The organism is Azospirillum sp. HJ39, assembly GCF_041507355.1.
GTDB lineage: Bacteria > Pseudomonadota > Alphaproteobacteria > Azospirillales > Azospirillaceae > Azospirillum > Azospirillum thiophilum.
Genome location: NZ_CP167912.1, coordinates 654,065 through 677,370, shown reverse-complemented (window position 1 = coordinate 677,370; position 23,306 = coordinate 654,065). Strand labels below are relative to the sequence as shown.

At 68.9% G+C, this 23,306-nt stretch carries 17 protein-coding genes; 13 read left to right on the top strand and 4 right to left on the bottom strand.

All coding sequences use genetic code 11. The features are described from left to right. The first annotated feature begins 48 nt into the window (after positions 1-48). Complete coding sequence (locus ABMY26_RS30535; protein ID WP_372399266.1) at positions 49-1,344, top strand: pentapeptide repeat-containing protein; 1,296 nt, start codon at positions 49-51, stop codon at positions 1,342-1,344. Between the two features lie 11 nt (positions 1,345-1,355). Here the strand turns inward: ABMY26_RS30535 and ABMY26_RS30530 are convergent, their stop codons facing one another. Then, positions 1,356-1,574, bottom strand: a complete 219-nt coding sequence (locus ABMY26_RS30530) for a hypothetical protein (RefSeq protein WP_372399265.1) — start codon at positions 1,572-1,574, stop codon at positions 1,356-1,358. Between the two features lie 168 nt (positions 1,575-1,742). On the opposite strand from ABMY26_RS30530, the gene ABMY26_RS30525 reads away from it, so the two are divergent. The 12 genes from ABMY26_RS30525 to ABMY26_RS30470 all read left to right on the top strand — a co-directional run bounded on the left by ABMY26_RS30525 (position 1,743) and on the right by ABMY26_RS30470 (position 18,442). Continuing rightward, on the top strand, positions 1,743-3,338 hold the full coding sequence (locus ABMY26_RS30525) for a glycosyltransferase (RefSeq protein WP_372399264.1): 1,596 nt from the start codon (positions 1,743-1,745) through the stop codon (positions 3,336-3,338). A 111-nt stretch (positions 3,339-3,449) separates the two neighbouring features. Next, positions 3,450-4,499: a pseudaminic acid synthase gene (gene pseI / locus ABMY26_RS30520; RefSeq protein WP_372399743.1), complete on the top strand. Its 1,050-nt coding sequence runs from the start codon at positions 3,450-3,452 to the stop codon at positions 4,497-4,499. Then, on the top strand, positions 4,492-5,268 hold the full coding sequence (locus ABMY26_RS30515; protein ID WP_372399263.1) for a cytidylyltransferase domain-containing protein: 777 nt from the start codon (positions 4,492-4,494) through the stop codon (positions 5,266-5,268). The genes pseI and ABMY26_RS30515 overlap by 8 nt, the downstream gene beginning before the upstream one ends. A 74-nt stretch (positions 5,269-5,342) precedes the next feature. Beyond that, a complete protein-coding gene (locus ABMY26_RS30510) occupies positions 5,343-5,576 on the top strand; it encodes a phosphopantetheine-binding protein (protein ID WP_372399262.1) in 234 nt (77 codons plus the stop codon). 3 nt (positions 5,577-5,579) lie between these two features. Further along, on the top strand, positions 5,580-6,416 hold the full coding sequence (locus ABMY26_RS30505) for an alpha/beta fold hydrolase (RefSeq protein ID WP_372399261.1): 837 nt from the start codon (positions 5,580-5,582) through the stop codon (positions 6,414-6,416). Positions 6,417-6,423: 7 nt separating this feature from the next. Then, positions 6,424-6,672 carry an acyl carrier protein gene (locus ABMY26_RS30500; RefSeq protein WP_372399260.1) on the top strand — a complete coding sequence of 83 codons (249 nt, stop codon included), beginning with the start codon at positions 6,424-6,426 and terminating at the stop codon, positions 6,670-6,672. Next, on the top strand, positions 6,669-7,877 hold the full coding sequence (locus ABMY26_RS30495; RefSeq protein WP_372399259.1) for an AMP-binding protein: 1,209 nt from the start codon (positions 6,669-6,671) through the stop codon (positions 7,875-7,877). Before ABMY26_RS30500 ends, ABMY26_RS30495 begins: the two co-directional genes overlap by 4 nt. Then, entirely contained in the window at positions 7,874-8,671 is a 798-nt protein-coding gene (locus tag ABMY26_RS30490) for an SDR family NAD(P)-dependent oxidoreductase (RefSeq protein ID WP_372399258.1), read from the top strand. The genes ABMY26_RS30495 and ABMY26_RS30490 overlap by 4 nt, the downstream gene beginning before the upstream one ends. 27 nt (positions 8,672-8,698) lie before the next feature. Further along, complete coding sequence (locus ABMY26_RS30485; protein WP_372399257.1) at positions 8,699-9,757, top strand: 3-oxoacyl-ACP synthase III family protein; 1,059 nt, start codon at positions 8,699-8,701, stop codon at positions 9,755-9,757. A gap of 201 nt (positions 9,758-9,958) precedes the next feature. Beyond that, entirely contained in the window at positions 9,959-11,818 is a 1,860-nt protein-coding gene (locus ABMY26_RS30480; protein WP_372399256.1) for a flagellin, read from the top strand. Positions 11,819-11,960: 142 nt separating this feature from the next. Next, positions 11,961-12,428 carry a flagellar biosynthesis repressor FlbT gene (locus ABMY26_RS30475; RefSeq protein WP_372399255.1) on the top strand — a complete coding sequence of 156 codons (468 nt, stop codon included), beginning with the start codon at positions 11,961-11,963 and terminating at the stop codon, positions 12,426-12,428. After that, positions 12,425-18,442 carry a tetratricopeptide repeat protein gene (locus ABMY26_RS30470; protein WP_372399254.1) on the top strand — a complete coding sequence of 2,006 codons (6,018 nt, stop codon included), beginning with the start codon at positions 12,425-12,427 and terminating at the stop codon, positions 18,440-18,442. The genes ABMY26_RS30475 and ABMY26_RS30470 overlap by 4 nt, the downstream gene beginning before the upstream one ends. A 74-nt stretch (positions 18,443-18,516) precedes the next feature. Here ABMY26_RS30470 and ABMY26_RS30465 read toward each other — a convergent pair whose 3' ends face one another. From ABMY26_RS30465 to ABMY26_RS30455, 3 genes are all read right to left on the bottom strand, one after another. Then, complete coding sequence (locus ABMY26_RS30465; RefSeq protein ID WP_045584502.1) at positions 18,517-18,696, bottom strand: YdcH family protein; 180 nt, start codon at positions 18,694-18,696, stop codon at positions 18,517-18,519. A gap of 232 nt (positions 18,697-18,928) precedes the next feature. After that, positions 18,929-19,621 carry a tetratricopeptide repeat protein gene (locus ABMY26_RS30460; protein ID WP_372399253.1) on the bottom strand — a complete coding sequence of 231 codons (693 nt, stop codon included), beginning with the start codon at positions 19,619-19,621 and terminating at the stop codon, positions 18,929-18,931. Positions 19,622-19,632: 11 nt separating this feature from the next. Beyond that, the gene (locus tag ABMY26_RS30455; RefSeq protein ID WP_372399252.1) at positions 19,633-23,190 is read right to left on the bottom strand and encodes a tetratricopeptide repeat protein; all 3,558 of its coding nucleotides are present in this window, start codon (positions 23,188-23,190) and stop codon (positions 19,633-19,635) included. Positions 23,191-23,306 lie beyond the last annotated feature (116 nt).

Below are 23,306 nucleotides of genomic sequence, written 5' to 3'. Positions count from 1 at the left end.
AAGCGTGGCGACGCCACACTGCCATCGGAAAGGGAGTTCATCGGTCCGATGGTGCAGAATCGCACGCTCAAACGTCTAGACCAGGCGCAGCTCGATCAGGCTGTCCGGCGGCACGAGATGTTCCGCAACGCCCGTGTCGGCGGTGCGCGCGCAAACCTGTCCTTCTGCGACCTTTCGGGGCTGGACCTGGCCGGCCGCGATCTGGCTCATGCCGATTTCGTCGGCTGCAGCCTGCGCGGCGCCAATCTTGCCGGCGCGCGGCTGGATTGCGCGTCATTTTTCGTCGCCGATCTTCGGCAGGCCAATTTCGACGGCGCCAGCCTGATCAAGGCCGATCTGCGCGGCGCCTGCCTGCGCGGCGCCATCCTGGTCGGTGCCAACCTGTTCGAAGCGGATCTCCGCGACGGCTCGCTGGCGGAAAAGGATCGATCCGGCCATCTGCGCATGGTGCAGATCGACGCCAATCCGGCCGAGGCCGACGGTGCCGACCTGTCGGGCGCCAACCTGACCAATGCCCGCATGTCGGGGGTCATGGCGATCCACACCGATTTCTCCGACGCGGTGATGCGCGGCTGCAAGCTGGTGCGGGCGACCATGCGCGGCGCCAATTTCACCGGTTCCAACCTCGAGGGCGCCGACCTGTCGGGTGCCGACATGCGCGGTGCCTGCCTGCGCGGCGCGGTGCTGACCGGCGCCACCATGATGCTGACCGACCTGACCGACGCCGACGTGGACGAGGCCCTGACCGACAAGCCGGTCGGCCGGGTGGTGGCGGAACTGGGACGGTCGCTCGACGATCTGCTGGCCGACCATATGGCCTGGGTCGGATCCAGCGGAGCCCAGGGCACGATGCTCGACCTGTCGGGCTTCGACCTGCGTCACGCGCCGTCGCTCGCCCATGTCTGCCTGACGATGCTGCGGGCGACGGGGGCGACGCTCTATGGCCTCGACCTGACCGGGGTGCAGCTGCAGGCCGCGGTGCTGGACAACGCCGACCTGCGCGGGGCGACGCTGAACGACGGCGATCTGCGCGGCATCGGCCTCAGGCATGCCAAGCTGAACAACGCCAACCTGCGCAACGTCAATCTGCGGCCGCTGGTGTTCGACGAGCAGCGGTCGCGTCCGGCCGACCTGTCCGGTGCGAAGCTGCGCTATGCCGATCTCAGCGGTGCCAGCCTGCGCGCCGTCAATCTCGGCAATGCCGACCTGTCCTTCGCCAACCTGCGCGGCTGCGACCTGACCAGGACCGACCTTACCGGTGCCAAGCTGTTCGGCGCCAAGGTGGAACGCCGTGCATTGACGGAAGGGGCGATCCTGGACGGTGTCGCCGGGCTGAAGCTATAAGCCCTCACATTCTAGGCCTTCGCGCGCTCGACTCTCTGGAGCAGCCGGCGCAGGTCCAGTGCGGCGCGGTCGGCGATGCGTTGCGCCTCCACAAGGACGCCGGTGAGGTCGCCGACCTCCGGCGCGATCTCTCCCGCCGCGTCGGACATCGCGTCCAGCTCAGCCGCCGCCTTGCCGATCAATCCGCTCACCACACCGGCAGGACCGGCGGCGCTGTCGAAACCAGCCATGGAAACATCCCTTCTATAAGTATGGTTTTTGCGAGTGTGTCGCATTCGGCAAGCGCGCGCAACGTCTTCAATTGCAGCGCAATGTATCTGCCGCCGAATGCCGGCTTGCATCGTCATCGCCGGTGGCGGTACACCCGGAGGGGTTGCCCGAAGCGGAAGAGGTCCAGAATGCCGGAACCGGTCCCGTCCGACCGCATGACCGAGGCGGCAGCCGCCCTGATGGTCTACCTGACCGACCGGCAGTTCGATGCGGGGAAGATCAACCGCTTCTCGACGCTGTGCGACGGGTTGCGCCGCAGCCTGGACCAGGCCACCCGGCTTGCCCTGGCCGACCTGCTGGAGCGCGAGGCGCCTGCCAACGATACAGTTCGTCTGCGTTCGGTCCTGTTCCTGCTGACGGGCGACCTCTACCATTACGAACGGATCCTGCATTATCTGATGCTGGGGGCGGACAGCGCCGATCCGGCGGTGCTGCACTACACCCACTGGTGCCTGTCACGGCAGCTGTTCCTGGGCGTCGCGACCGGCGACAAGCTGGCGAGCTTCGTGCCCTGCGACCTGTTCCGCTACTATACGGCGATGGTCCGGTCGGTGGCGCGGCGCTGGGGACTGACGCCGCCGCGTGCCACGCTGCGCGAAGGGCCTATCCGCCGCGTCGCCGTGGTGACCAACCAGTTCACCAACCAGGGTCATCAGCCGACCCGTGACTGTTTCGATTTCGCAGCCCGCATGCAGGACGAATTCGGGCTGGACGTCGCCATCATCAACTGCAACGCGTTGCCGACCCGGGTGGAGAATGTCTTCATCCCGCCGATGGTCGCGGAGGTCGCCGCCGACCTGGAGGGCGTCTTCGCGCTGAAGATGTTCGGCCGGCAGGTCAAGGTCGCCTCCTTCACCGGGCCGGCCTTCGCCCAGGACAAGCTGCGCCTGATCGTCGAGGCCATCGACGGCTACGACCCCGACATGATCGTCTCCTTCGGCGGCTCGAACATCGTCGCCGACCTGTTCGCCGATGCAGGAGCCCGGCCGGTGGTGGCGCTGCCCACGAGTTCCGGCATCACCCTGTCGCTGGCCCCCATCGTGCTGGGATTCGAGGAACGCGACCATACCCAGGCGATTTCGCCGCTCTACCGCGCACCCTTCGCCCGCCGCTTCCGTCCCTTCACCTTCGGCTACACCCTGCCGCCGTCGGACGGCGTGCGCGCCGACACCGGTTTTCCCGACGGCACCCCCCTGTTCGCGGTGGTCGGCACCCGGTTGGACGAGGAGGTGACTGGAGAGGTGCTGGGGCTGTTCGACGAGATCCTCGATCGCTGTCCTGGCGCCGGACTGGTCTTTGCCGGCGAGGTGCGGGAACTGCAGACGAGGCTGGCCCCCCTGCGCAACCATGGACGGATGCGCTGCCTTGGCCATATCCTTGACATCCGGGCGCTCTACCGCCGCTGCCACGTCTTCCTCAACCCGCCGCGCCAGGGCGGCGGTGGCGGCGTGGCCTTTGCCCTGGCGGAGGGAGTGCCCGTGGTCACCTATGGCTGGGGCGACGGTGCCAGCGTGTCCGGACCGGGCTTCCCTGTGGCAGACCGTGCCGCCTTCGTGGCGAGGGCCACCCTGCTCATGACCGATACCGAAGCGCGCGAGGCGGCCACTGCGGCGGCCCGGGCGCGCTTCGCCGAGATCGGCGATCGCCATCGCTGCGTCGAACGCCTGCTGGCCTATGGCGAAGAGGCAAGAACCCTGCACCGAGCCGGACGCAACGGGCCGTAGGCGATCGCTGAAATTAACGTTCCTTCATGTTTTGGTGGAAGACTGCAACAGTCGTCCCGTCCCTGCCGGAAATCCCATCCCTTGCCGAACAGCAATGCCCTTCGTCCGCCCCTGACCATCGCCGGCCGGCCCATCGGGCCGGGCCACCCGCCCTATCTGATCGCCGAGATGTCGGGGAACCACAATGGCGAGCTGGGTCGCGCGCTTGCGCTGGTGGAGGCGGCGAAGGCGGCAGGGGCCGACGCGGTCAAGCTGCAGACCTACACCGCCGACACCATCACCATCGCCCATGACGGTCCCGGTTTCCGGCTGGCCGGCGGGTTGTGGGACGGGCGCACCCTGCATGACCTCTACCGCGAGGCGCACACGCCGTGGGAATGGCATGCCCCGCTGTTCGGGCGGGCGCGGGAACTGGGGCTGACCATCTTTAGCTCTCCTTTCGACGAGACCGCCGTCGAACTGTTGGAAGGTCTGGACGCCCCGGCGTTCAAGATCGCCTCCTTCGAGCTGATCGATCTGCCGCTGATCCGCCGCGCCGCACGGTCCGGCAAGCCGCTGATCATGTCGACCGGCCTCGCCACCTTGGGCGAGATCGAGGAGGCTGTGGCCGCGGCCGGCGAGGTGCCGCTGGTTCTGCTGCATTGCGTCAGCGGCTATCCGACGCCGCCGGAGGACTGCAACCTTCGCACCATACCCCATCTGGCCGAGGCCTTCGGCGTCGCCGCCGGGCTGTCGGACCATAGCGAGGGCATCGCCGTGCCTGTCGCGGCGGCGGTGATGGGCGCTGCGGTGATCGAAAAGCACTTCACCCTGTCGCGCGCCGATGGCGGCGTCGACAGCGCCTTCTCCCTGGAGCCGGCTGAATTCAAGGCGATGGCCGATGCGGTGCGTACCGCCACAGCCGCCATGGGCCGGGTCGATTACGCGGTAAAGCCCAGCGAGGCCGGCGGGCGCGACTACCGCCGTTCGCTCTACGTCGTCGCCGACGTGGCGGCTGGGGAGCCGCTGACCGCCGCCAATGTCCGCTCCATCCGTCCGGGCTTCGGCATGGCGCCCAAGCATCTGCCCGACGTGCTCGGCCACCGCGCCGCCCGGCCGCTCCGCCGCGGCGAACCGCTGGGCTGGGAGATGCTCGCGCCGCGGGAGGAGCCGCATGGGTAGGCCGCGCGTCGTCGCCATCTCGCAGGCCCGCATGACCTCCACCCGCCTGCCGGGCAAGGTTCTGATGCCGGCTGCCGGCCGGCCGCTGCTGGCCCACCATCTGGAGCGTCTGGCGCGGACGCCCGGCCTGGATGCGGTGGTGCTGGCGACCACGGTGAACACCGCCGACGATCCTGTTGCCGCCTGTGCCGAAGGGCTGGGGATAGCCGTCTTCCGCGGCGACGAGGCGGATGTTCTGGGCCGCTTCGCCGGGGCCGCAGCGATGGCGGGGGCCGAACTGGTGGTCCGTGTCACCGCGGACTGTCCGCTGATCGATCCGGTGCTGGTCGGCCGGTTGATCGCCACCTTCCTCGGCGGGCAGTGCGACGATCCGCCGCTGGACCATCTGTCCATCGACAGCACACGCTATCCGCGTGGCCTGGATGCCGAGATTTTCCCGCGGCGGCTGCTGGAGGAGGCCGCGGCCAATGCCGCCGATCCAGCCGAGCGGGAGCATGTCACCCCCTATATCTACCATCGCCCGGACCGTTTCCGGCTCGGTGCGGCGCTGGCCCCCGATGCGCCGGCCGATCTGGCAGATCTGGAAGGGCTGGCGGAACAACGCTGGTGCGTGGACGAACCGGCAGACTACGAACTGGTCCGCCGGCTGCTGGAGGCGCTTCTGCCGGCCAACCCCGGATTCGGTTGGCAGGATTGTTGCAAAATTCTTCGCGACCATCCCGATTGGATGGACATCAACCGTTCGGTCCGGCAAAAGACGCTGCACTGACATACTTTTCGGTTTCCATTATGGGAGCCGAACCCGCCGATCGGGACGCCACCCCCGGATAAGGAGAAAAGCTAATGGATCGTAAGGATTTCCTGCTCGCTCTCGATGAGATGCTCGAACTGGATCCCGGCACGCTGAGCGGCGACGAGGTCCTGGAATCGCTGGATTCCTGGGATTCGCTGGCGGTCATCAGCTTCATCGCGCTGGTCGACGAGAAGACCGGGGTCGTGGTCGAGGGCGAGAAGCTGGCCAAGGCCCGGACGGTGGCCGACCTGCTGGCCCTGGCGGGTGCGCCGGTCACGGCCTGACCGGTGCCGCGTCCCGTTTCCGACGGCAGCCGCCTGCGTGCCGGTGTCGCGAGCGTGGATGGTGCGCAGGCAGCCTACCTCTCGGTCGGTGGCGGGGGCGTGCCGGTGCTGCTGCTCCATGGCTTCGCCGGCGACCGGCTGACCTGGCAATTCAACCTGTCGGCCCTGTCGGCGCGCCGCCGTTCCGTCGCCGTCGATCTGCCTGGCCACGGCGGCTCCACCCCCGATGTGGGCCGCGGTCTGGTCACCGACTTCGCCCCCTGGCTGGTCGGCTTCCTCGACGCGCTGGAATTGCCGCGGGTCCATCTGGTCGGCCATTCGATGGGCGGCTATGTCGGGCGCGAACTGGCACGGCTGGCGCCGGACCGTGTCGCCAGCCTGACATTGCTGGCCAGCGCCGGGCTGGGAACGCCCTTCGACCTGGGATTCCTGCGCCGCGCCGTGGCACCTGACGACGTGGCGGAGGCACGGGCCTGCGCCGAACGGCTGTTCGCCGGCCCGTCGCCCTTGATTCCGCGCTTTGCCGAGGTGTTGCATGCCCAGGGTGCCGACCCGGTGCGCCGGGCTGCACTGGAGCGGATCATCGAGCTGTCCTTCGCCGACCATGCCGATGGCGGGCCGCCGGTGGATTGGGGCGCCTATCCCATGCCGATCCAGGTGCTATGGGGCCGCGCCGACCGCATCATCCCCCTGCCGCCACCCGACCGGCTGCCGCCCGGTGCGCCCTTCCTGGTGTTCGACAATGCCGGGCATCTGCCGCATATCGAGGCCGCCAGCCCGGTGACCTTGGCCATCCGGTCCTTCCTGGACCGTTGCGACGACACCTTTCCAGCGAGTTGACCATCCGATGACCGACAGCATCTTCGCCCTGATCGCCGAGGAACTCGGCCGCATCGTCGCCGACAAGGGAGAGGTTTTGCCGTCCCTTGACATGGACAGCATGTTTCTGGGCGGCGACCTGCCTATCGACTCCCTCGACCTCGCCACACTGCTGGTGGTGCTCGAGCAGCGGACCGGCCAGGATCCTTTCCGTGACGGCCTCCGCCAGTTCACCACCGTCGGCGAGCTGGCGGCGCTCTACACCGTTCCGGCATGACGGGCGCACGCCCCAGCTGGATCCATCCCGCCTTCCGCCTGATCGAGGGGGAGGAGGTCTTCGGCTGGCCCGAATTGGCGGCCTTGCCGGAAGGCGACATATCGGGTGGCGGCGTGGTTCTGGCAGACCGGCCGTCGCGCGTGCTGGCCGCCCTGGCTGCCGCCGAGGCCGCCGGGCAGGGACTGCTGCTGGCGCGCGGGATGCGCGATGACCAGGATTGGCAGCCGGAGCAGGGCTTCTCGGTGACGCTCGAAAGCTCCGGCACCACCGGCAGGCCGAAGCGTCTGCGCCACGGCTTCGACCGGCTGCGCGGCCGGCTGCGCGGCCTGGAGGAGGCCGGGGCACGCTGGCTGCTGACCTATGAGCCGGGATCCTTCGCCGGGCTTCAGGTGATGCTGACCGCCGCGGCGTCCGGCGCGCTGCTGGTCGCGGTGCCCGGCGGCAGGAACGCCGGCGGCCGGCCGGAGGGGGCGGGCATCGCCGATCTGGCGCAGGCGGCGCGGCTGAATGCGGTCACCCATGTCAGCGGCACGCCCAGCTTCTGGCGCGCCTTCCTGATGGCGCTGGGCGACGCGGAATTGCCGTTGGCCGCGGTGACCCTGGGTGGGGAAGCTGCCGACCAGCCGTTGCTGGACCGGTTGGCGCGGTGTTTCCCGCGGGTGCGGCTGCGCCACATCTACGCCTCGACAGAAGCCGGAGCATTGTTCGCGGTCAATGACGGTCGTGCCGGTTTCCCGGCCGGCTGGCTGGAGACGGGGGCCGACGGCGTTGCCCTGCGCATCGCCGACGGCGTGCTGGAGGTGCGGAGCCCGCGTGCCGCTCCGGCCGCTGCCGGTTCCGACGGCTGGCTGTCCACCGGCGATCTCGTCGAATGCCGGGGCGATCGCGTGCTGTTCGCCGGCCGGCTCGACGGGCTGGCCAATGTCGGCGGGGTGAAGGTCTCGCCGGAAGCGGTGGAGCGCCGCCTGCTGGCGGTTGACGGGGTGGCCGATGCAGCGGTCATCGCCGTGCCCAGCCCGATCACCGGGCAATTGCTGACAGCCACCGTCGTGCCGGCGCCCGGCGCCGAAGAGATGGTGCTGCGCGCGGCGTTGCGTGCCGCCGTCGCCGATCTGGTCCCGGCGGCCCGACCGCGGGCGGTGACCTTCGCCGACCGCATCCCGTTGAGCGCTGCGGGCAAGAAGTGCCGGAAGGGAACCGCATGACCGACATCCCGATGCCCGATGCCCCCATGACAGGTGACGCTGCGGCCGTTGCCGGACCGAAGCGTCACGTCATCGTCACCGGTGGCAGCCGCGGGCTCGGCCTTGCCTTGGTGGAGGCGCTCCTGGCCGACGGTTATCGCGTTTCCACCTGCAGCCGCTCGTCGTCCGATGCGTTGGAGCGGTTGGCCGGTCCCGACCTGTTCTGGCATCCCTGCCGCATCGGCGAGGCGGCCGAGGTGCGCGGTTTCTTCGACGCAGCCGTGGCCTGGGGCGCCGACGCGCCGCTGTGGGGACTGGTCAACAATGCCGGCATTGCACGGGAGGGCGTGCTGGCGACCTTTCCGGAGGTCGACGCCGAAGCGGTGATCCAGACCAACCTGACGGGCGCGCTCCAGGCCGCCCGCGCCTTCCTGCGGGCCAAGCTGGTGGAGCGTGGCGGCGGTCCGAAGGGGGGCCGGATCGTCAACATCTCCTCCATCATCGGCCAGCGCGGCTATGTCGGGCTGGCCGCCTACTCGGCCTCCAAGGCCGGGCTGGACGGGTTGACCCGGGCGCTGGCACGCGAGGTCGGAAGGCGTGCGATCACCGTCAATTCGGTGGCGCCGGGCTATCTCGACACCGAGATGTCCGGCACCCTGTCGGACGGGCAGCGTGACCAGATCGTCCGCCGCACCCCGCTCGGCCGGCTCGGCACCGCAGCCGACGTGGTCCCGGTGGTCCGCTTCCTGCTGGGCGCGGGCGGTGGCTTCGTCACAGGACAGACCATCACGGTGGACGGCGGCATCACCTGCTGACGCCGTGCTTGACAGGGGAGGCGGAGCATGGTCGCCAGCCGGATCGACGGGGTGTGCGTGCGCGGCGTCGTCGGCTGCGTGCCGGAAGGGCGCGAGACGGTCGATGACCTCGCCCGCCGCTTCGGCGAGGACGCCGCCCGCAAGGTCGCCGCCGCCACCGGGATCGAGGAGCGGCGGATCGTCGCCCCCGACCAATGCACCAGCGACCTTGCGGAGGCCGCGGCACGCCGCCTGCTCGACGGGTTGGGCTGGGATCCGGCAAGCCTCGACCTGCTGGTGCTGGTGACCCAGACCCACGACCAGATTCTGCCAGGCACCGCGTCGCTGCTGCATCGGCGGCTGGGGCTGCGCAAGGGGGCGGCGGTCCTCGACATCACCCATGGCTGTTCAGGCTTCATCTACGGGCTGTGGACCGCAGCGGGGCTGCTCAAGGCAGCGGGCAGGCGGGCTCTGCTGCTGGTCGGCGACACCACGTCCAGGCTGGTCGATCCCGACGACCGGGCGGTGGCCCCGCTGTTCGGCGACGGCGCCGCCGCCATCGCACTCGAACAGGATGAGTTCGCCGCGCCAATCGCCTTCGACCTTGGCAGCGACGGCGCCGGCGCGCCCTATCTGGCGGCAGAGGGCGGGGCTATGCGCCATCCCGGCCGGCCGGCTCGGCTGTTCATGGACGGCACCCAGGTCTTCGCCTTCACCCTGCGGGAGGTGCCGGGCAGTGTGCGCGCGGCGCTGGATGCCGCAGGCTGGGCGATGGAGTCGGTCGATCATCTGGTCTTGCACCAGGCCAACGCCCAGATGATCCGCCATCTCGGCCAGAAACTGGGAGCTCCGGTCGGGCGCACGGTCGTTGCTCTGCGGGAGGTCGGCAACACCAGTTCCGCCTCCATACCTCTGGCGCTTGCCGGAGCGCTGGCTCCGTCGCTCAACACCGGCTCCCGCCGGCTGCTGCTGTCCGGCTTCGGCGTCGGCTGGTCCTGGGGCAGCGCGGCGCTCGTCGTCGGGCCGCTCGCACTGTGCGAAACGGTTGTCCTGCCCGGCAGGAAATGCCCGGCAGAAACTGCCGCCCCGGCAAGGCCTGCCTCCTGACCGGCAGTTTCTGCCGGGCAATCGGCAAAAATTGCCGGGTTCTTTTTTCCTGTGGGCATGGATTGCCAGGGAAACCCGGCAAATTTGAACTGGCCCGCTTTTTGCCTACCCCTTTGGCGGGGGAATTAGTCCCCTTCCGGGTTTCATGCGCACCGAAAATGGCGCGCGTCCGGACATCGATCCTCCAAAGGAGTGGCCATCATGGCTGGCAACGTTTCCCTGTCCTCTTCGATGCGCACGAACCTGCTGCAGCTGCAGAGCACGCAGGCGCAGATCGACAAGAAACAGAACATCCTGTCGACGGGCAACAAGATCAACACCGCCCTCGACGGCCCGACCGCCTTCTTCTCGGCCAAGGGTCTGAACCAGCGCGCCGGCGACCTGACGTCGCTGAAGGACGCGATGGGCCAGTCGATCAGCACGATCCAGGCCGCCGACAAGGGCCTGACCTCGATCGACTCCATGGTCGACCAGGCCAAGGGCCTGACCACCGCCGCCTATGCGGCGCTCGGCAACGACGCCGCCTCGATCGCCACCCGCAAGTCGCTCGCCTCTCAGTTCAACACGCTGCGCGGGCAGATCGACAAGCTCGCCGCCGACAGCGGCTACAGCGGCAAGAACCTGATCAACGGCAACGGCCTGAGCATGGACAGCACCAGCGCGTCCCGTGCCTCCGCCAATACCATTGTCGGCGTCGACAACGCCCGCGTCACCAACGTCATCTCCGCCGATACCTATTCGATCCGCATCAAGGGCGACGGCTCGGTCGAGGGCAAGACCGAGGACATCACCAAGGCGGAGCGTGCGCATGGCCTGACCGGACTGAAGCTGTCGGGCACGATGTCCTCGACGTCGGGCAGCTTCTCCAATGTCCAGATCGAGGTTCGCGGGGCGAACGGCCGTTCGCGCGACTTCATCGTCTCGGATGGCAAGGAAAGCCGTACGATCTCCTACTTCGACAACACGCAGTCGACCAGCACCAACCTGACCACGCCTGCCAAATCGGGCTCGGCGCAGGTCTCGACGGTGAACATCAGCGGGACGATCGAAGAAGGCGACATCTTCTCCATCACGGTGGAAGGCCAGACCTTCAACTACACCGCGACCAAGGGCGACGTCGCAGTCGGTCAGAACGCCGCCGTGAACATCGCGACCAACCTGCAGACGTCGATCAGCACCGCCATCAGCGGCGGCCGCCTGCAGGGCAAGGACGTCGCGACGGCCTCGATCCAGACCAACGGCACGATCACCCTGACCGGCAACACCACGGCCGGCGTCGTCCGTGACTTTACGCTGACCTCCAGCACGACCAATGCGCTGACCAAGAAGATCTCGGAGAGCTTCGCGTCGGGCACGATCGTTTCCTTCACCGTCGACCGGCAGTTGCTGGAAGCGGCGAACAACCAGGGCAACGGCATCTCGAGCATCGAGAAGAAGGTCGACCTGCAAATCCAGGTCACCAACTCCAACGGCGCCCAGGTCACCCGTGACGGTAACAACGAACAGGGCAACGCCAAGCTGGCCGGCGGCGACCAAGCCTTCGCCTTCGACAGCGGTACTGTCCATCTGAACATCGACGCGGCGACCATCAAGCAGGCGGCTTCGGCGAACTGCTCGGCGAACATCGTCACCAAGCAGATCTCCGACGCCAACTCGTCGAACGACATCACTGTCCAGTTGAACGAGACGAACACCAACGCGATCACCGTGAACGCGGTCAACCTCTCGACCAGCGGCCAGGGCCTGAAGCTCGACGAAGCGCAGAACGACTGGACGGACCGCGCCGACATCGACAAGGCGGTTGCCGGCCTCGACAACGCCAAGGCGACGATCCGTTCCGCTTCGCAGTCTCTGTCGACGAACCTGAACATCATCACGACCCGCGAGAACTTTACCAAGGAGTTCAGCGACGTGCTGACCGAAGGCGCCAGCAAGCTGACGCTGGCCGACCAGAACGAGGAAGGCGCAGGCCTGTTGATGCTGCAGACCCGTCAGCAGCTCGGCACCATCGCCCTCTCGCTGGCCAACCAGTCGCAGCAGTCGATCCTGCGCCTGTTCTAAGGCGTGGAGTTCGGATAGGGAGTTCGGGTAGGATCACATACAGCGGGCGGCGGCATCAGGCTGCCGCCCGTTTCCTTCTTGGGCCGAACCGGTCCGGCAAAGGCCGGCCGGCGATGGCGCGCAAGCCCCGGGTTCCTCACTCATGCCGCTCAAGTTCGTACTTCGTCCCAACGAGAAGGTCATCATCAACGGCGCCGTCATCGGTGCCGGCGACCGTCCGGGATCGTTCTTTCTCTACAACACCGCGAATTTCCTGCGCGGTCGCGAGGTCCTCAAGGAAGAGCAGATCGACAGCATCGAGAAGAAGCTCTATTTCGTCATCCAGCTCGTCTACATCTTCCCCGAGGATTCGACGCTGAATCTCCAGCGCTTCGCCTCGATCCTGGATGAAACGCGTGATGCGCGGCCCGACGTCGCCAAGACCCTGGACGAAATCGCCCGTCTGGTCGAAGGGCGCAACTACTATCGGGCGCTCAAGCTTTGCCGCAAGTTGTTCAAGGGCGGAACCGGTGGAGAGGCGGCCGGGGAGTCCGACGATACGGCCGATGACGTGCCGGCCAATCCATCATCCACCGACGGCGAACCTGTGACGAGCGACCGGATGCCGTGACCGCCACCGGGCTGATTGACGCAGCGCTGCCGCTCCACCGCGCCGGCCGCCTCGCCGATGCGCTGGCATTGTACCGCCGGTTGCTGGTGGATGAGCCGGCCCACGCCGATGCGTTGCACCTGTCGGCGATGGTCGCCCATCAGACGGGCCGGCCGGCGGTCGCACTCCAGGGGCTGCGCGCGGCGCTGGCGGTGCAGCCGCAATTTCCGCAGGCCTACAACAATCTCGGCAATGTGCTGGCCGATCTGGACCGTCTGGACGAGGCACTGGCAGCCTATGCGACGGCCATCGAGCAGAACGAACGCTATATCGAAGCGCACGCCAACCGCGCCACGGTGCTGCAACGGCTGGGTCTGCGGCACGAGGCGGCTGACGCCTACGCCCATGCGCTGACCATGGGCCCGGACAACCTGAACGCGCGCTTCAATTACGGCGTCCTGCAGCGGGAGATGGGCCGGATCGCTCCTGCGGCGAATGCCTTCTATGCAGTCGTGCAGGCTGACCCGTCCCATTCGACGGCATGGCGGCATCTTGCGCTTTGCCTACGCGGATTGCGCCATCCCGATGCCGAGGTCTGTCTGCGGCGTGCGCTGGCGGACGCGCCGGCCGACGATGAAGTGTCGGGCGCGCTGGGGGCCCTGCTGAACCAGGAAGCGCGCTATACAGAGGCGTGTGAGGTGCTGGCACCGGCGGTGGATGCATATCCCGACGACACGGTATTGCGTTTCAGTCTGGGCTCCGCATTGTTCGGGATGCGCCGCCTGGCCGAAGCCGTCGCGCAGTTCCGCCGCGTGCTGGACCGTGCTCCGACCCTGCAGGGCGCCTGCAACAACCTGGGAGTGGCCCTGCTCGACCTGGGCGAGGCGGATGCGGCGGCGCCGGTGCTGCGCCGTGCGGTGGCACTCAGTCCCGACGATGCCATGGTTGCCAACAACCACGGCACCGCCTTGGAAAACCGCGACGACCCAGGGCATGACCCGGCGTACGACCTGGAGCAGCCGGCGCGCTGGTACCGCCGTGCCCTGCGCTTGCGGCCAGATTATGGCAAGGCGTTGATCAATCTCGCCGGGATCCATGCGGCGAACCGGCAGGCCGACCGGGCCGTGGACCTCTATCGCCGATCGGTGGCCGCCGATCCCGGCAATGCCGAGGCCTATGCCAATATGGCCGGCCAGTGGTTGGACCGTGACGATCCGCCGGGAGCTGAACGTCTGTATCTGCGCGCTTTGGCGATCGATCCGGGCCGGCCGGTGACACTGACCGCCTATGGCCTCGCCCTGCAGCTTCAGGGCCGCATCGCCGAAGCGGAGGCGGCGCACCGCCAAGCATTGACGATCGACGGCCGCAATGCGGAGGCGGCGGGCAATCTTGGCATGCTGATCTGGCAGTACCGCCAGGACGCTGCCACGGCCGAGCCCTGGATGTCGCTCGCCCTGTCGATCAACCCGGCTCTCGGCACCGCACATCTCAACCGTGGCCTGCTGCGGCTGGCCGGTGGGGATCTGGCCGGGGGATGGGACGATTATCGCTGGAGATTCCGCGCCAAGGGCTATGTCAATCGGCGGATCGGTGCCCCGCCCTGGAACGGGGAGGAACCGGGCGGCAGGACCCTGATGGTTTGGCGGGAGCAGGGAGTGGGCGACGAGATCCTGTTCGCATCCTGTTACCGCTCTCTGATCGCACTGGCGGGACATGTGGTGGTGGAATGCGATCGGCGGCTCGTACCGCTGTTCGCGCGCTCCTTTCCCCAGGCCACGGTACGGGCACAATCCGTCGATGAGGACGGCCGCGAACTTATTCGGCCGCCCGATGTCGATGCCCATGTGCCGGCCGGCAACCTGCCGGGGCTGTTGCGCGGCCGGCTGCCGGATTTCCGCGCGGCCTCGCCCTGGCTGGTGCCGGACCCGGCGCTGGTGGAACGCTGGCGGCAGCGGCTGGCGGCGCTCGGGCCGGGGCTGCGCGTCGGCATCGGCTGGCGCAGCCAGCTGATGACGACGGAACGCCGCACCTCCTACGTGATGCTGGAGCATTGGGGGGCGGTCTTCGCCGTTCCGGGCGTCGTCTTCGTCAACCTCCAATATGGCGACTGCGCGGCCGAATTGCGGGCGGCGGAAGCGCGGTTCGGCGTGACCATCCACCGCTGGGCCGATCTCGACCTGAAGGACGATTTCGACGGAGCGGCTGCGCTGATCGTCAACCTGGATCTGGCGATCTCGCCGGCGATGTCGGCGGGCGAACTGGCGGGCGCGCTGGGCGTGCCGGTCTGGCGTTTCGGAACGCGCGACTGGACGCAGCTCGGCACCGCCGTCCGCCCCTGGTTCCCCTCCATGCGCCTGTTCCAGCCCAATCCCGGCGAGGGGCTGGAAGCGGCGCTCACTGCCATGGCGCTGGAACTGCGGCAGCTGGCGCGCCCGGCGCCGGATGTGTTGCAACGGCAATTCCCCGCGGAGCCCGTGCAGACCATGGCCGATCCCGACCGGCGGACGGCCGAAGCCGTCGCTCTCTACCGCGGTGGCGACGCGGATGCGGCTGACGCGCTGGTGCGGACAGTCATCGACGCTGCGCCGCATCATCCGGTCGCGTTGCATCTGGGTGGGGTGCTGGCCAAGCGGCGCGGCGCGTTGGAGGACGCGGTCGAACTGCTGGTCCGCGCCTCTGCCGCCGATCACCACAACGCCGCTGCCCATGCCGCTCTGTGCGAGTCCCTGCAGGGGCTGGGCCGGCTCGACGATGCCGAACGCATTTCCCGCAACTGCGTGGCGGTTCAGCCGGAAGGTGCGGGGCATTGGGTCAACCGTACCGCCCTGCTGCGCCGTCTGGGCCGGGCCAGGGCGGCACGGTCCGCGGTCCGTCATGCATTGCGCCTGCGGCCGGACCTGGCGCCGGCACACGGCCACTTGGGGGAACTGGCGGACCGGCCGGAGGATGCGGTGGCGGCCCATCGCGTCGCGACCGCCCTGGTGCCCGCCGCAGCGGACGCCCTCAGCAATCTCGGCGGCGCCCTGCACAAGATTGGGCGCTTCGGCGAGGCGGAGCGCCTGCTGGACCATGCGACCCGGTGTGATCCGAACCTTGCCACCGCATGGACCAACCGCGGCAACGCGCTGGCGGCGCTGGGCCGGGCCGCGGAGGCGGAGCTGTGCCATCGCGCGGCCATCGACCACGCGCCGTCGCTCGCTGAGGCGCACGGAAACCTCGCCCACCTGCTGCAACGGCAGAACCGCCGCACAGAGGCGTTGGCTGCGTTCGACGCGGCGCTGGAGGCCGATCCCAAATACGCGCAAGGCCATTACAACCGTTCGCTTCTGTTGCTGGAAGACGGAGCGTTGCGGGCTGGCTGGACCGGGCATGAATGGCGCTTCGGCACCCCCGAATTCCAATCCCAGCGCCGCAAATTCTCGATGCGGCCCTGGCGGGGCGAAAACATTGCCGGACGGCGCCTTCTGGTCTGGCGCGAGCAGGGGGTGGGCGACGAGATTCTGTTCGCCTCATGCTATGAAGAGGCGATGCGACGTGCCGGGCGGCTGGTGATCGAATGCGACCGCCGGCTGGTTTCGTTGTTCAGGCGCTCCTTTCCCGATGCCGACTTGCGACCGGAGAGCGCCGATCCGCGCGATGCCGATGTGCAGGTTGCGGCCGGCAGTCTGCCGCGTTTGCTGCGTGCCGATCTCAAGCGCTTTCCCGGGCGGCCGTCCTGGCTGGTTCCGGACCCGGCGCTGGTGGAGCGCTGGCGGCAGCGGCTGTCGGCGCTCGGGCCTGGGCTGCGCGTCGGCATCGGCTGGCGCAGCCAGCTGATGACTGCCGACCGCAAAGCGGCCTACGTGATGCTGGAGCATTGGGGAGCGGTCTTCGCCGTGCCGGGCGTCGTCTTCGTCAATCTCCAATATGGCGACTGCGAGGCCGAATTGCGGGCGGCGGAGGCGCGGTTCGGCGTGACCATCCACCGCTGGGCCGATCTCGACCTGAAGGACGATTTCGAGAATGCGGCGGCACTGGCCGCCAACCTGGATCTGGCGATCTCGCCGGCGATGTCGGCGGGGGAGTTGGCGGGCGCGCTGGGCGTGCCGGTCTGGCGCTTCGGGATGCGCGACTGGACGCAGCTCGGCACCGCCGTCCGCCCCTGGTTCCCCTCCATGCGCCTGTTCCAGCCCAGTCCCGGCGAGGGGCTGGAGGCCACGCTTCTCCAAATGGGAAAGGCCTTGCGAAGTGCAGCGTCGCCGAGGGATGGGCGGTCGCCCACTTCCCCCGCCGGGCCCGCCGGGGTTGGCGACACGGCCGACCCGGAACCGGATCCGGAACCGGACTTTTTGGCCGACCTCGACCGGCTGTTGGAGCGGGCGGTGCAAGCCCACCGCACCGGTAAGACAGCTGAGGCAAGCGCCTTGTACGAACGGGTGCTGCTTCGTCGTCCGCTGGATCCGGTCGCGCTCCATCTGTCCGGTCTGTTGACGCATCAGTCCGGCGAACCGGAACTGGGCGAGCCGCGCATCGCCGCCGCCGTTGCCGTGGCCCCCGATTATGCGACGGCGCATATCAGCCTGGGCAATGTCCGTCTGGCGCTCGGCCGGGAAACGCAGGCGGCGGCGAGCTTCCGGGCCGCGCTGGCGCTCCGGCCCGACGATGCGGCGGCACTGACGAATCTCGGCAACGCGCTCGATGGACTGGAGCGGAGAGAGGATGCCCTGCGAGCACACAGCCGGGCGGTCGCGGCGCTTCCGGGCCTTGCGGAGGCGCATGACAATCTGGGTACGGTCCTGGCCCGGCTCGGCCGCTGGAGCGAGGCGGAGCGGGCGCATGTCCGGGCGCTGGAACTGGCCCCGGAGCTGGTGGCCGGTTGGGTCAACCTGTCGACGGCATCGCGGCGCCTGGGGCGGCTGGATGCAGCGGAACGGGCCGGGCGGCTGGCGTTGGCGCTGGATCCGGCATTGGCCGACGGCATGGCGAACCGGGGACGGCTGCTGCGCGAGATGGGGAACGATGCGGGAGCCCGGCTGTGGTGCGTCCGGGCTCTGGCGGCGGAGCCCGGGCACCCGTCCGCAGCCTTCAACGGCGGCGTGCTGGATCTCGCCGCCGGGCGGCTGGTGTCGGGCTGGGATGGCTACGACCGCCGCTTCGACACGCGCGATCTGGCTGCGGCTGTACGCCGCCCCGGGGTGCCGGCCTGGAACGGGGAGGACCCGTCGGGCCTGCGGCTCCTGGTCTGGCCTGAGCAAGGCATCGGTGATGAACTGATGTTCGCCCAGCGCCTGCCTGAACTGATCGCCCGTGCCGGCCATGTGGTGGTGGAATGCGACCGTCGCTTCGTCCCGCTGTTCGCGCGCTCTTTTCCCCAGGCAACGGTACGACCGGCTCCGGCCTCGCCGGAGGAACCGATCCTGGCTGTGGACCGGCATGCGGCGATCGGATCGCTGTCCCGGCATCTCGGTCCGTCCTTGTCGGCCTTTGCAGCGGTCGCCCCGGCGCTGCGGGCCGATCCGGCAGCGGTGGAGCGCTGGCGGGCTCGGCTTGCCGGGCTGGGGGAGGGGCTGCGGGTCGGAATTGCCTGGCGGAGCGGCCAGCTCGACCCGGACCGCATGCCAGACTATACCCGGATCGAGGATTGGCGGCCGGTGCTGACGCTGCCCGGCCTCGTGCCGGTCAACCTGCAATATGGCGATTGTGCCGCCGAACTTGCGGCAGCCGGCCGGGCTTTCGGGCGGGCACCGCATGCGTTCGATGAACTCGACTTGCGGAACGACCTGGATGGAGCCGCGGCATTGACGGCTGCGCTGGATTTGGTGATAGCGCCCGCGACATCCACCGGCGAACTGGCGGGAGCGCTCGGCGTGCCGGTCTGGCGACTGGCGCGGACGGGGGACTGGACGGCGCTCGGTACCGCGGTGCGGCCCTGGTTTCCGTCGATGCGTCTTTTTCGGGCAGGCGCCGGACAGCGGGTGGCCGATCTGCTGCCTGCGGTAGCGGGCGAGCTTTCACGGCTGATGGAGCGGTGCTCGCCGCAGGACCGTGCACAATGAAAAAGCCGGGCGAGGCAATCCGCCTCGACCCGGCTTTCTATCCCCGTCCAGGGGGCGATGCGGTGAGTGGGGGATTAATTCATCGGGCCGTGGCGCGTCAGGCGATCGATCTCTTCCTTGACGTGCAGCTTTTCGAGCTTGAGGCGCTTCACCGCGCTCTCATCCGGCCAGGAGCGCTTTTCCTCGTCGAGGATCGCGCGGTCAAGGCGCATGTGCTTGTCTTGCAGGGACGAAAGGCGAGCTTCAGTGTGCATGAGTCGCTCTCCATAGGATCAGTCCGGGACCGCCTCAATGTGACGGGCCGGTGACAACAGTGTTCACCCATCCGAAGCGCCGAACAACCCTAATCTTGCGTTTCATGCGGTCAAACCATGCGAAAAAGTGCCTCGACCGTCCGATCGTATGACAGTGGGTCGCAGGGGTGGGGTCTTGAAATCACTTCGCGCAATACCGTGTGGAGGTCGTCAGACCCTTTGAGGCAAGGGGTTATGTCCCTTGCTTCGGTTCCGCGACAGCCTCGGCGATGACGGAAAGGGCAAGGCGCGCTTCCAAATCGGCGGGTTGGAGGACGAGGGTGCGGCGATACCAAACCGCGGCTTCGGTATGCCGGCCGAGCCGTTGGAAGATCGCGCCCAGCCGGGCGGCAACCGAGGTCCGCATCGGATCGAGCCGGGCGGAGCGGCGTAACGCGTCCAGCGCTCCCTCCGGCCGCCCTGTGGCATCGAGGGCTAGGCCCCACTGCTGCCAAACCGCGGCGCCGCCGCCGAGCCATGCCGCCCGGCCATAGGCGTCTGCCGCGTCGGCCGCGTCGCCAAGCTCCCGCGCGGCATGCCCCAGCCCTTCCAGTGCCGCGGGCAGCGCCGGGGACAGGGCCAAGGCATGGCGGAAACGGCGTGCTGCCTCGACCGGACGCCGCAGGGCGCGCAGGATTTTGGCATGGTTGACCGCCGTCTCATCATTCAGCGGCGCCATGGCGAGAGCGCGGGCCAGCAGCCCGTCGGCTTCCTCCAGCCTGCCGAGCTGGGCGACCAGCAGGCCGTAGCGGTGCAATGCCGTCGTTCCGTTGGGATCGGCGGCAAGGACGCGGCGATACAGCGCCTCCGCCTCGTCGAACCCACCGGTCTGGTGGCGTTCGAAGGCGGCGGCCAGCAGCGTGCCGGACTCGAGCGGCGCAGGCATCGGGCAGGCTCTCAGCCGGGGATCAGTCCGGTCAGGGCACGCACCGCCTGCCGGGCGGCTGCGGCCAGCCCCTCGCCGGGGGGAGGCTGGATCAGCCGCATGGTCGGGTACCAGGGACGCACGCCGGCTCCCAACTGGGTCCAGTCGCGGGTACCCAGCCGCCAGACGGGAGCGCCCAGCGCCCCAGCCAGTTCGCCGACCGCCGTCGCAGGGGCGATCACAAGGTCCAGATTGGCGATCAGTGCCGACACCCCTTCGAAATCGTCCTTCAGGTTCAGGTCGTCCCAGCGATGCAGCCGGCGCGTCGCCGTCTCCACCCGCGCCAGTTCGGCGGTGCAGTCGCCGTATTGCAGCGTGACGACGCTGACGCCGGGCAGATCGAGCAGCGGCAGCCAGTCGGCCAGCCCGGTGTAGGCCGCCGCGCGCTGGGCGGTGACGATCTGGCTGCGCCAGGCCAACCCCACCCTCAGGCCGGGCAGCGCCGCCACCCGCTCGCGCCACAGCGCGAGACGGCCGGGGTCGGGGCGCAGATAGGCTTGGCGCGGCGGGAACCGGTCCAACCGGTCGCGCATCAGGGCGGGCAGGCTGCCGGCCGCCGTCTGGAAGTCGCAGTCGGGCGGAACCACCGTTTCGCGTCCGCCGGCATCGACTGTTTCCGCCCGCACCGCCGCCCACGGGAAGGATCGCGCGAACAGACTGACCAGTCGTTTGTCGCATTCGACGGTCACCGGCCCATCCAATCCCTGCAGAGACTCAAAGCAGGACGCGAACAGAATCTCATCGCCCACCCCCTGTTCCGACCAGACCAGCAGTCGTCGACCATCCAGCGCTCCGCCGGTCCAGGCGGGCCGGTCGATGCGGCGCGCGCGTTGCAACTGCCGGGCGGAGAAGCGGCGGGCGTACCCCGTCCACCCGTCGGCGATGCGGCCGTCGGCAAGATCCATCAGCCCGATGTTCCAGGCGGCCAGCGCGAAGTCGGGATCGAGCCGCAGGGCACGGCGAAGATGGCGTCTGGTTTCCTCCTCCCGACCGGCGAGCATCGCCATGGTGGCGAGATTGTTGTGGGCGTCGGGTGTGTCCGGCTGCTGGGCCAGCGCCCGCCGGTAATGGCCGGCAGCCTCGGGGTTCCGCCCTTCCAGTTCGCAGGCATGACCGAGGTTCGTGTGGGCCGGCGGATTCTCCGGCTGGAGGGCGATGGAGCGGCGATGCAGGCGCATGGCCTCCGCCACCCGCCCGCCGGTCTGGTGCAGCAGGCCGAGATGGGTCAGCGCCTCCGGGAAGACCGGGTGCAGCGCCAATGCGCGGGCAAAGGCGCGGCTGGCCTCGGCATGATGTCCCTCCGCCTCTTCGATCAGGCCCAGATGGTTCCAGGCTTGCGGGAATTCGGGGGCCAGCCGCAGCGCTTCGCCGACCAGAACCAACGCGTCGGCGTTCCGCCCCGTCTGGTGCATGAGCAGCCCCAGCAGATGGCGCGCGTCGGCATGGCCAGGGGCGGAGCGTGCGGGATCGGCGGCGAGCACGGCGCGGTAGGAATCCTCCGCTTCGGCCAGCCTTCCGCTGCGATGCAGGGCGACGGCCAGGTTGAGCCGGGCGTCGAAATCCGGCGGCGCCTTCACCACCGGCGTGCGGGGAGCCGCCTTCGCAACGGGTGGCGTCGAGGGCAATGTCGCGGGCGACATCGCACGCAGGGCGGCGGCGATGGTCCGGATCGTCGTCTCCAGCCTCTCGCCGGGTTGGGGCTGGAACAGGCGCATGGAGGGGAACCAGGGGCGGACGGCGGTGCCGAGCTGCGTCCAGTCGCGCATCCCGAAGCGCCAGACCGGCACGCCCAGCGCGCCCGCCAACTCCCCCGCCGACATCGCCGGCGAGATCGCCAGATCCAGGTTGGCGGCCAGTGCCGCCGCATTCTCGAAATCGTCCTTCAGGTCGAGATCGGCCCAGCGGTGGATGGTCACGCCGAACCGCGCCTCCGCCGCCCGCAATTCGGCCTCGCAGTCGCCATATTGGAGATTGACGAAGACGACGCCCGGCACGGCGAAGACCGCTCCCCAATGCTCCAGCATCACGTAGGCCGCTTTGCGGTCGGCGGTCATCAGCTGGCTGCGCCAGCCGATGCCGACGCGCAGCCCCGGCCCGAGCGCCGCCAGCCGCTGCCGCCAGCGTTCCACCAGCGCCGGGTCCGGAACCAGCCAGGGCTCTTGGGATTCGAAGGCGGACAGTGTCGCGCGCAGCAGGTGGGGCAGGCTGCCGGACGGGCTCTGGAGGTCGCAGTCCGGCGGCTCGATCGTTTCCCGCGGGATTCGGCGGAAAGCGTCACCGGTGCAGCTTTCCGCCCGGACCGTGGCCTTGGGGAACGAACGACGGAACAGCGGGACCAGCCGCCGGTCGCATTCGATGGTGACCGGCCCACCGGCCCAGGCAATGACGTCGGGGTAGCAGGACGCGAACAGGATCTCGTCGCCCACCCCCTGTTCGCGCCAGACCAGCAGCCGCCGGCCGCGCAACAATTCCCCACCCCATGACGGCACTGCGATGCGGCGGTTCGGCATCACCTCTCCGGCGGCGAAGCGCCGTTCATAGCCGGTCCAGCCACGCGACAGATCGCCATGCAGCAGCGCCAGCAGGGACAGGTTGTAAGCGGCGGTGGCAAGGTCTGGCTGCTGCGCCAGCGCCTCCTCGAAGCAGCCAGCGGCCTCCTCGTAGCGTCCCTGCGCCTGCAAGGCATTGCCGAGGTTGTAGCGGGCCTCGACGAAATCAGGGTGGAGGTCCAGCGCCTGCCGGTGGCACCGCTCCGCCTGGTCGGGTCGGCCCAGCCGCTTCAGCACGCTGCCGAGATTGTTCAGCGCTGCGCTGTGGCGCGGGTTGCGCTTCACCGCCTGTCGGTAGGCGATCTCCGCGCTCTCATAGGCCCCCCTCTGCTGCAGGACGGCACCGAGATTGTAATGGGCGGTGGCGTCGTCGGGACGAAGCTCCGTCACCAGCCGGTGCTGCAGGATCGCCTCGTCCAGCCGTCCGCTCATCGCCAGCGCGTCGCCCAGATTGTTGTGCGCCTCGGCCATGCCTGGCGTCAGGCGGACGGCATGGGCGAGTGCCATGGCGGCATCGGCGTAGCTGTGGCGTGCGGTGTGGCTGTTGCCGAGATTGTACCAGGCCTTGGCATAGTCCGGCTTCAGCGCCAGCGCGCCGGCGAAGGCGCGTCCGGCCTCGTCATGGCGGCCGAGGGCCGTCAGCGCATTGCCCAGATTGTGCCGGCGTTGCGGCCCCTGCGGATCGAGGGTGGCGGCGTTGCGATGGGCCTGCACCGCATCGGCCGGACGGCCCGCTGCGGCCAGCGCACTGCCCAGATTGTCCCAATAATCGGCAACGCCCTTCGCGCGTTCCAGTGCCTTGCCGATCAACTCCACCGCCTCGCCCGCGCGGCCCGATTGCAGGGACAGCACGCCCAGCAGATGCAGCGCGTCGGCATGCCGCGGGTCGGCGGCCAGGACCCTGCGGTAGCCGCGTTCGGCCTCGGCGAGGCGTCCGGCCTGATGGTGCGCCACGGCCCGAGCCAGCGTGTTGGTATCCATCGCCACGTTTCCGCCCCGTCCTCGACTGCCCGCACCCTCAAAGGGAGTGCCATCATCGGGGGATCACGGTAAAGATGCCATCGATAATGTCGGAGATGCGGTCGCCGGGGACGTGC

Coding starts and splice junctions, on each gene's coding strand:
- ABMY26_RS30535 (WP_372399266.1), top strand. CDS start 49: ATGGTGCAGAATCGCACGCTCAAACGTCTAGACCAGGCGCAGCTCGAT.
- ABMY26_RS30530 (WP_372399265.1), bottom strand. CDS start 1,574: ATGGCTGGTTTCGACAGCGCCGCCGGTCCTGCCGGTGTGGTGAGCGGA.
- ABMY26_RS30525 (WP_372399264.1), top strand. CDS start 1,743: ATGCCGGAACCGGTCCCGTCCGACCGCATGACCGAGGCGGCAGCCGCC.
- ABMY26_RS30515 (WP_372399263.1), top strand. CDS start 4,492: ATGGGTAGGCCGCGCGTCGTCGCCATCTCGCAGGCCCGCATGACCTCC.
- ABMY26_RS30510 (WP_372399262.1), top strand. CDS start 5,343: ATGGATCGTAAGGATTTCCTGCTCGCTCTCGATGAGATGCTCGAACTG.
- ABMY26_RS30500 (WP_372399260.1), top strand. CDS start 6,424: ATGACCGACAGCATCTTCGCCCTGATCGCCGAGGAACTCGGCCGCATC.
- ABMY26_RS30495 (WP_372399259.1), top strand. CDS start 6,669: ATGACGGGCGCACGCCCCAGCTGGATCCATCCCGCCTTCCGCCTGATC.
- ABMY26_RS30490 (WP_372399258.1), top strand. CDS start 7,874: ATGACCGACATCCCGATGCCCGATGCCCCCATGACAGGTGACGCTGCG.
- ABMY26_RS30485 (WP_372399257.1), top strand. CDS start 8,699: ATGGTCGCCAGCCGGATCGACGGGGTGTGCGTGCGCGGCGTCGTCGGC.
- ABMY26_RS30480 (WP_372399256.1), top strand. CDS start 9,959: ATGGCTGGCAACGTTTCCCTGTCCTCTTCGATGCGCACGAACCTGCTG.
- ABMY26_RS30475 (WP_372399255.1), top strand. CDS start 11,961: ATGCCGCTCAAGTTCGTACTTCGTCCCAACGAGAAGGTCATCATCAAC.
- ABMY26_RS30465 (WP_045584502.1), bottom strand. CDS start 18,696: ATGCACACTGAAGCTCGCCTTTCGTCCCTGCAAGACAAGCACATGCGC.
- ABMY26_RS30460 (WP_372399253.1), bottom strand. CDS start 19,621: ATGCCTGCGCCGCTCGAGTCCGGCACGCTGCTGGCCGCCGCCTTCGAA.
- ABMY26_RS30455 (WP_372399252.1), bottom strand. CDS start 23,190: ATGGATACCAACACGCTGGCTCGGGCCGTGGCGCACCATCAGGCCGGA.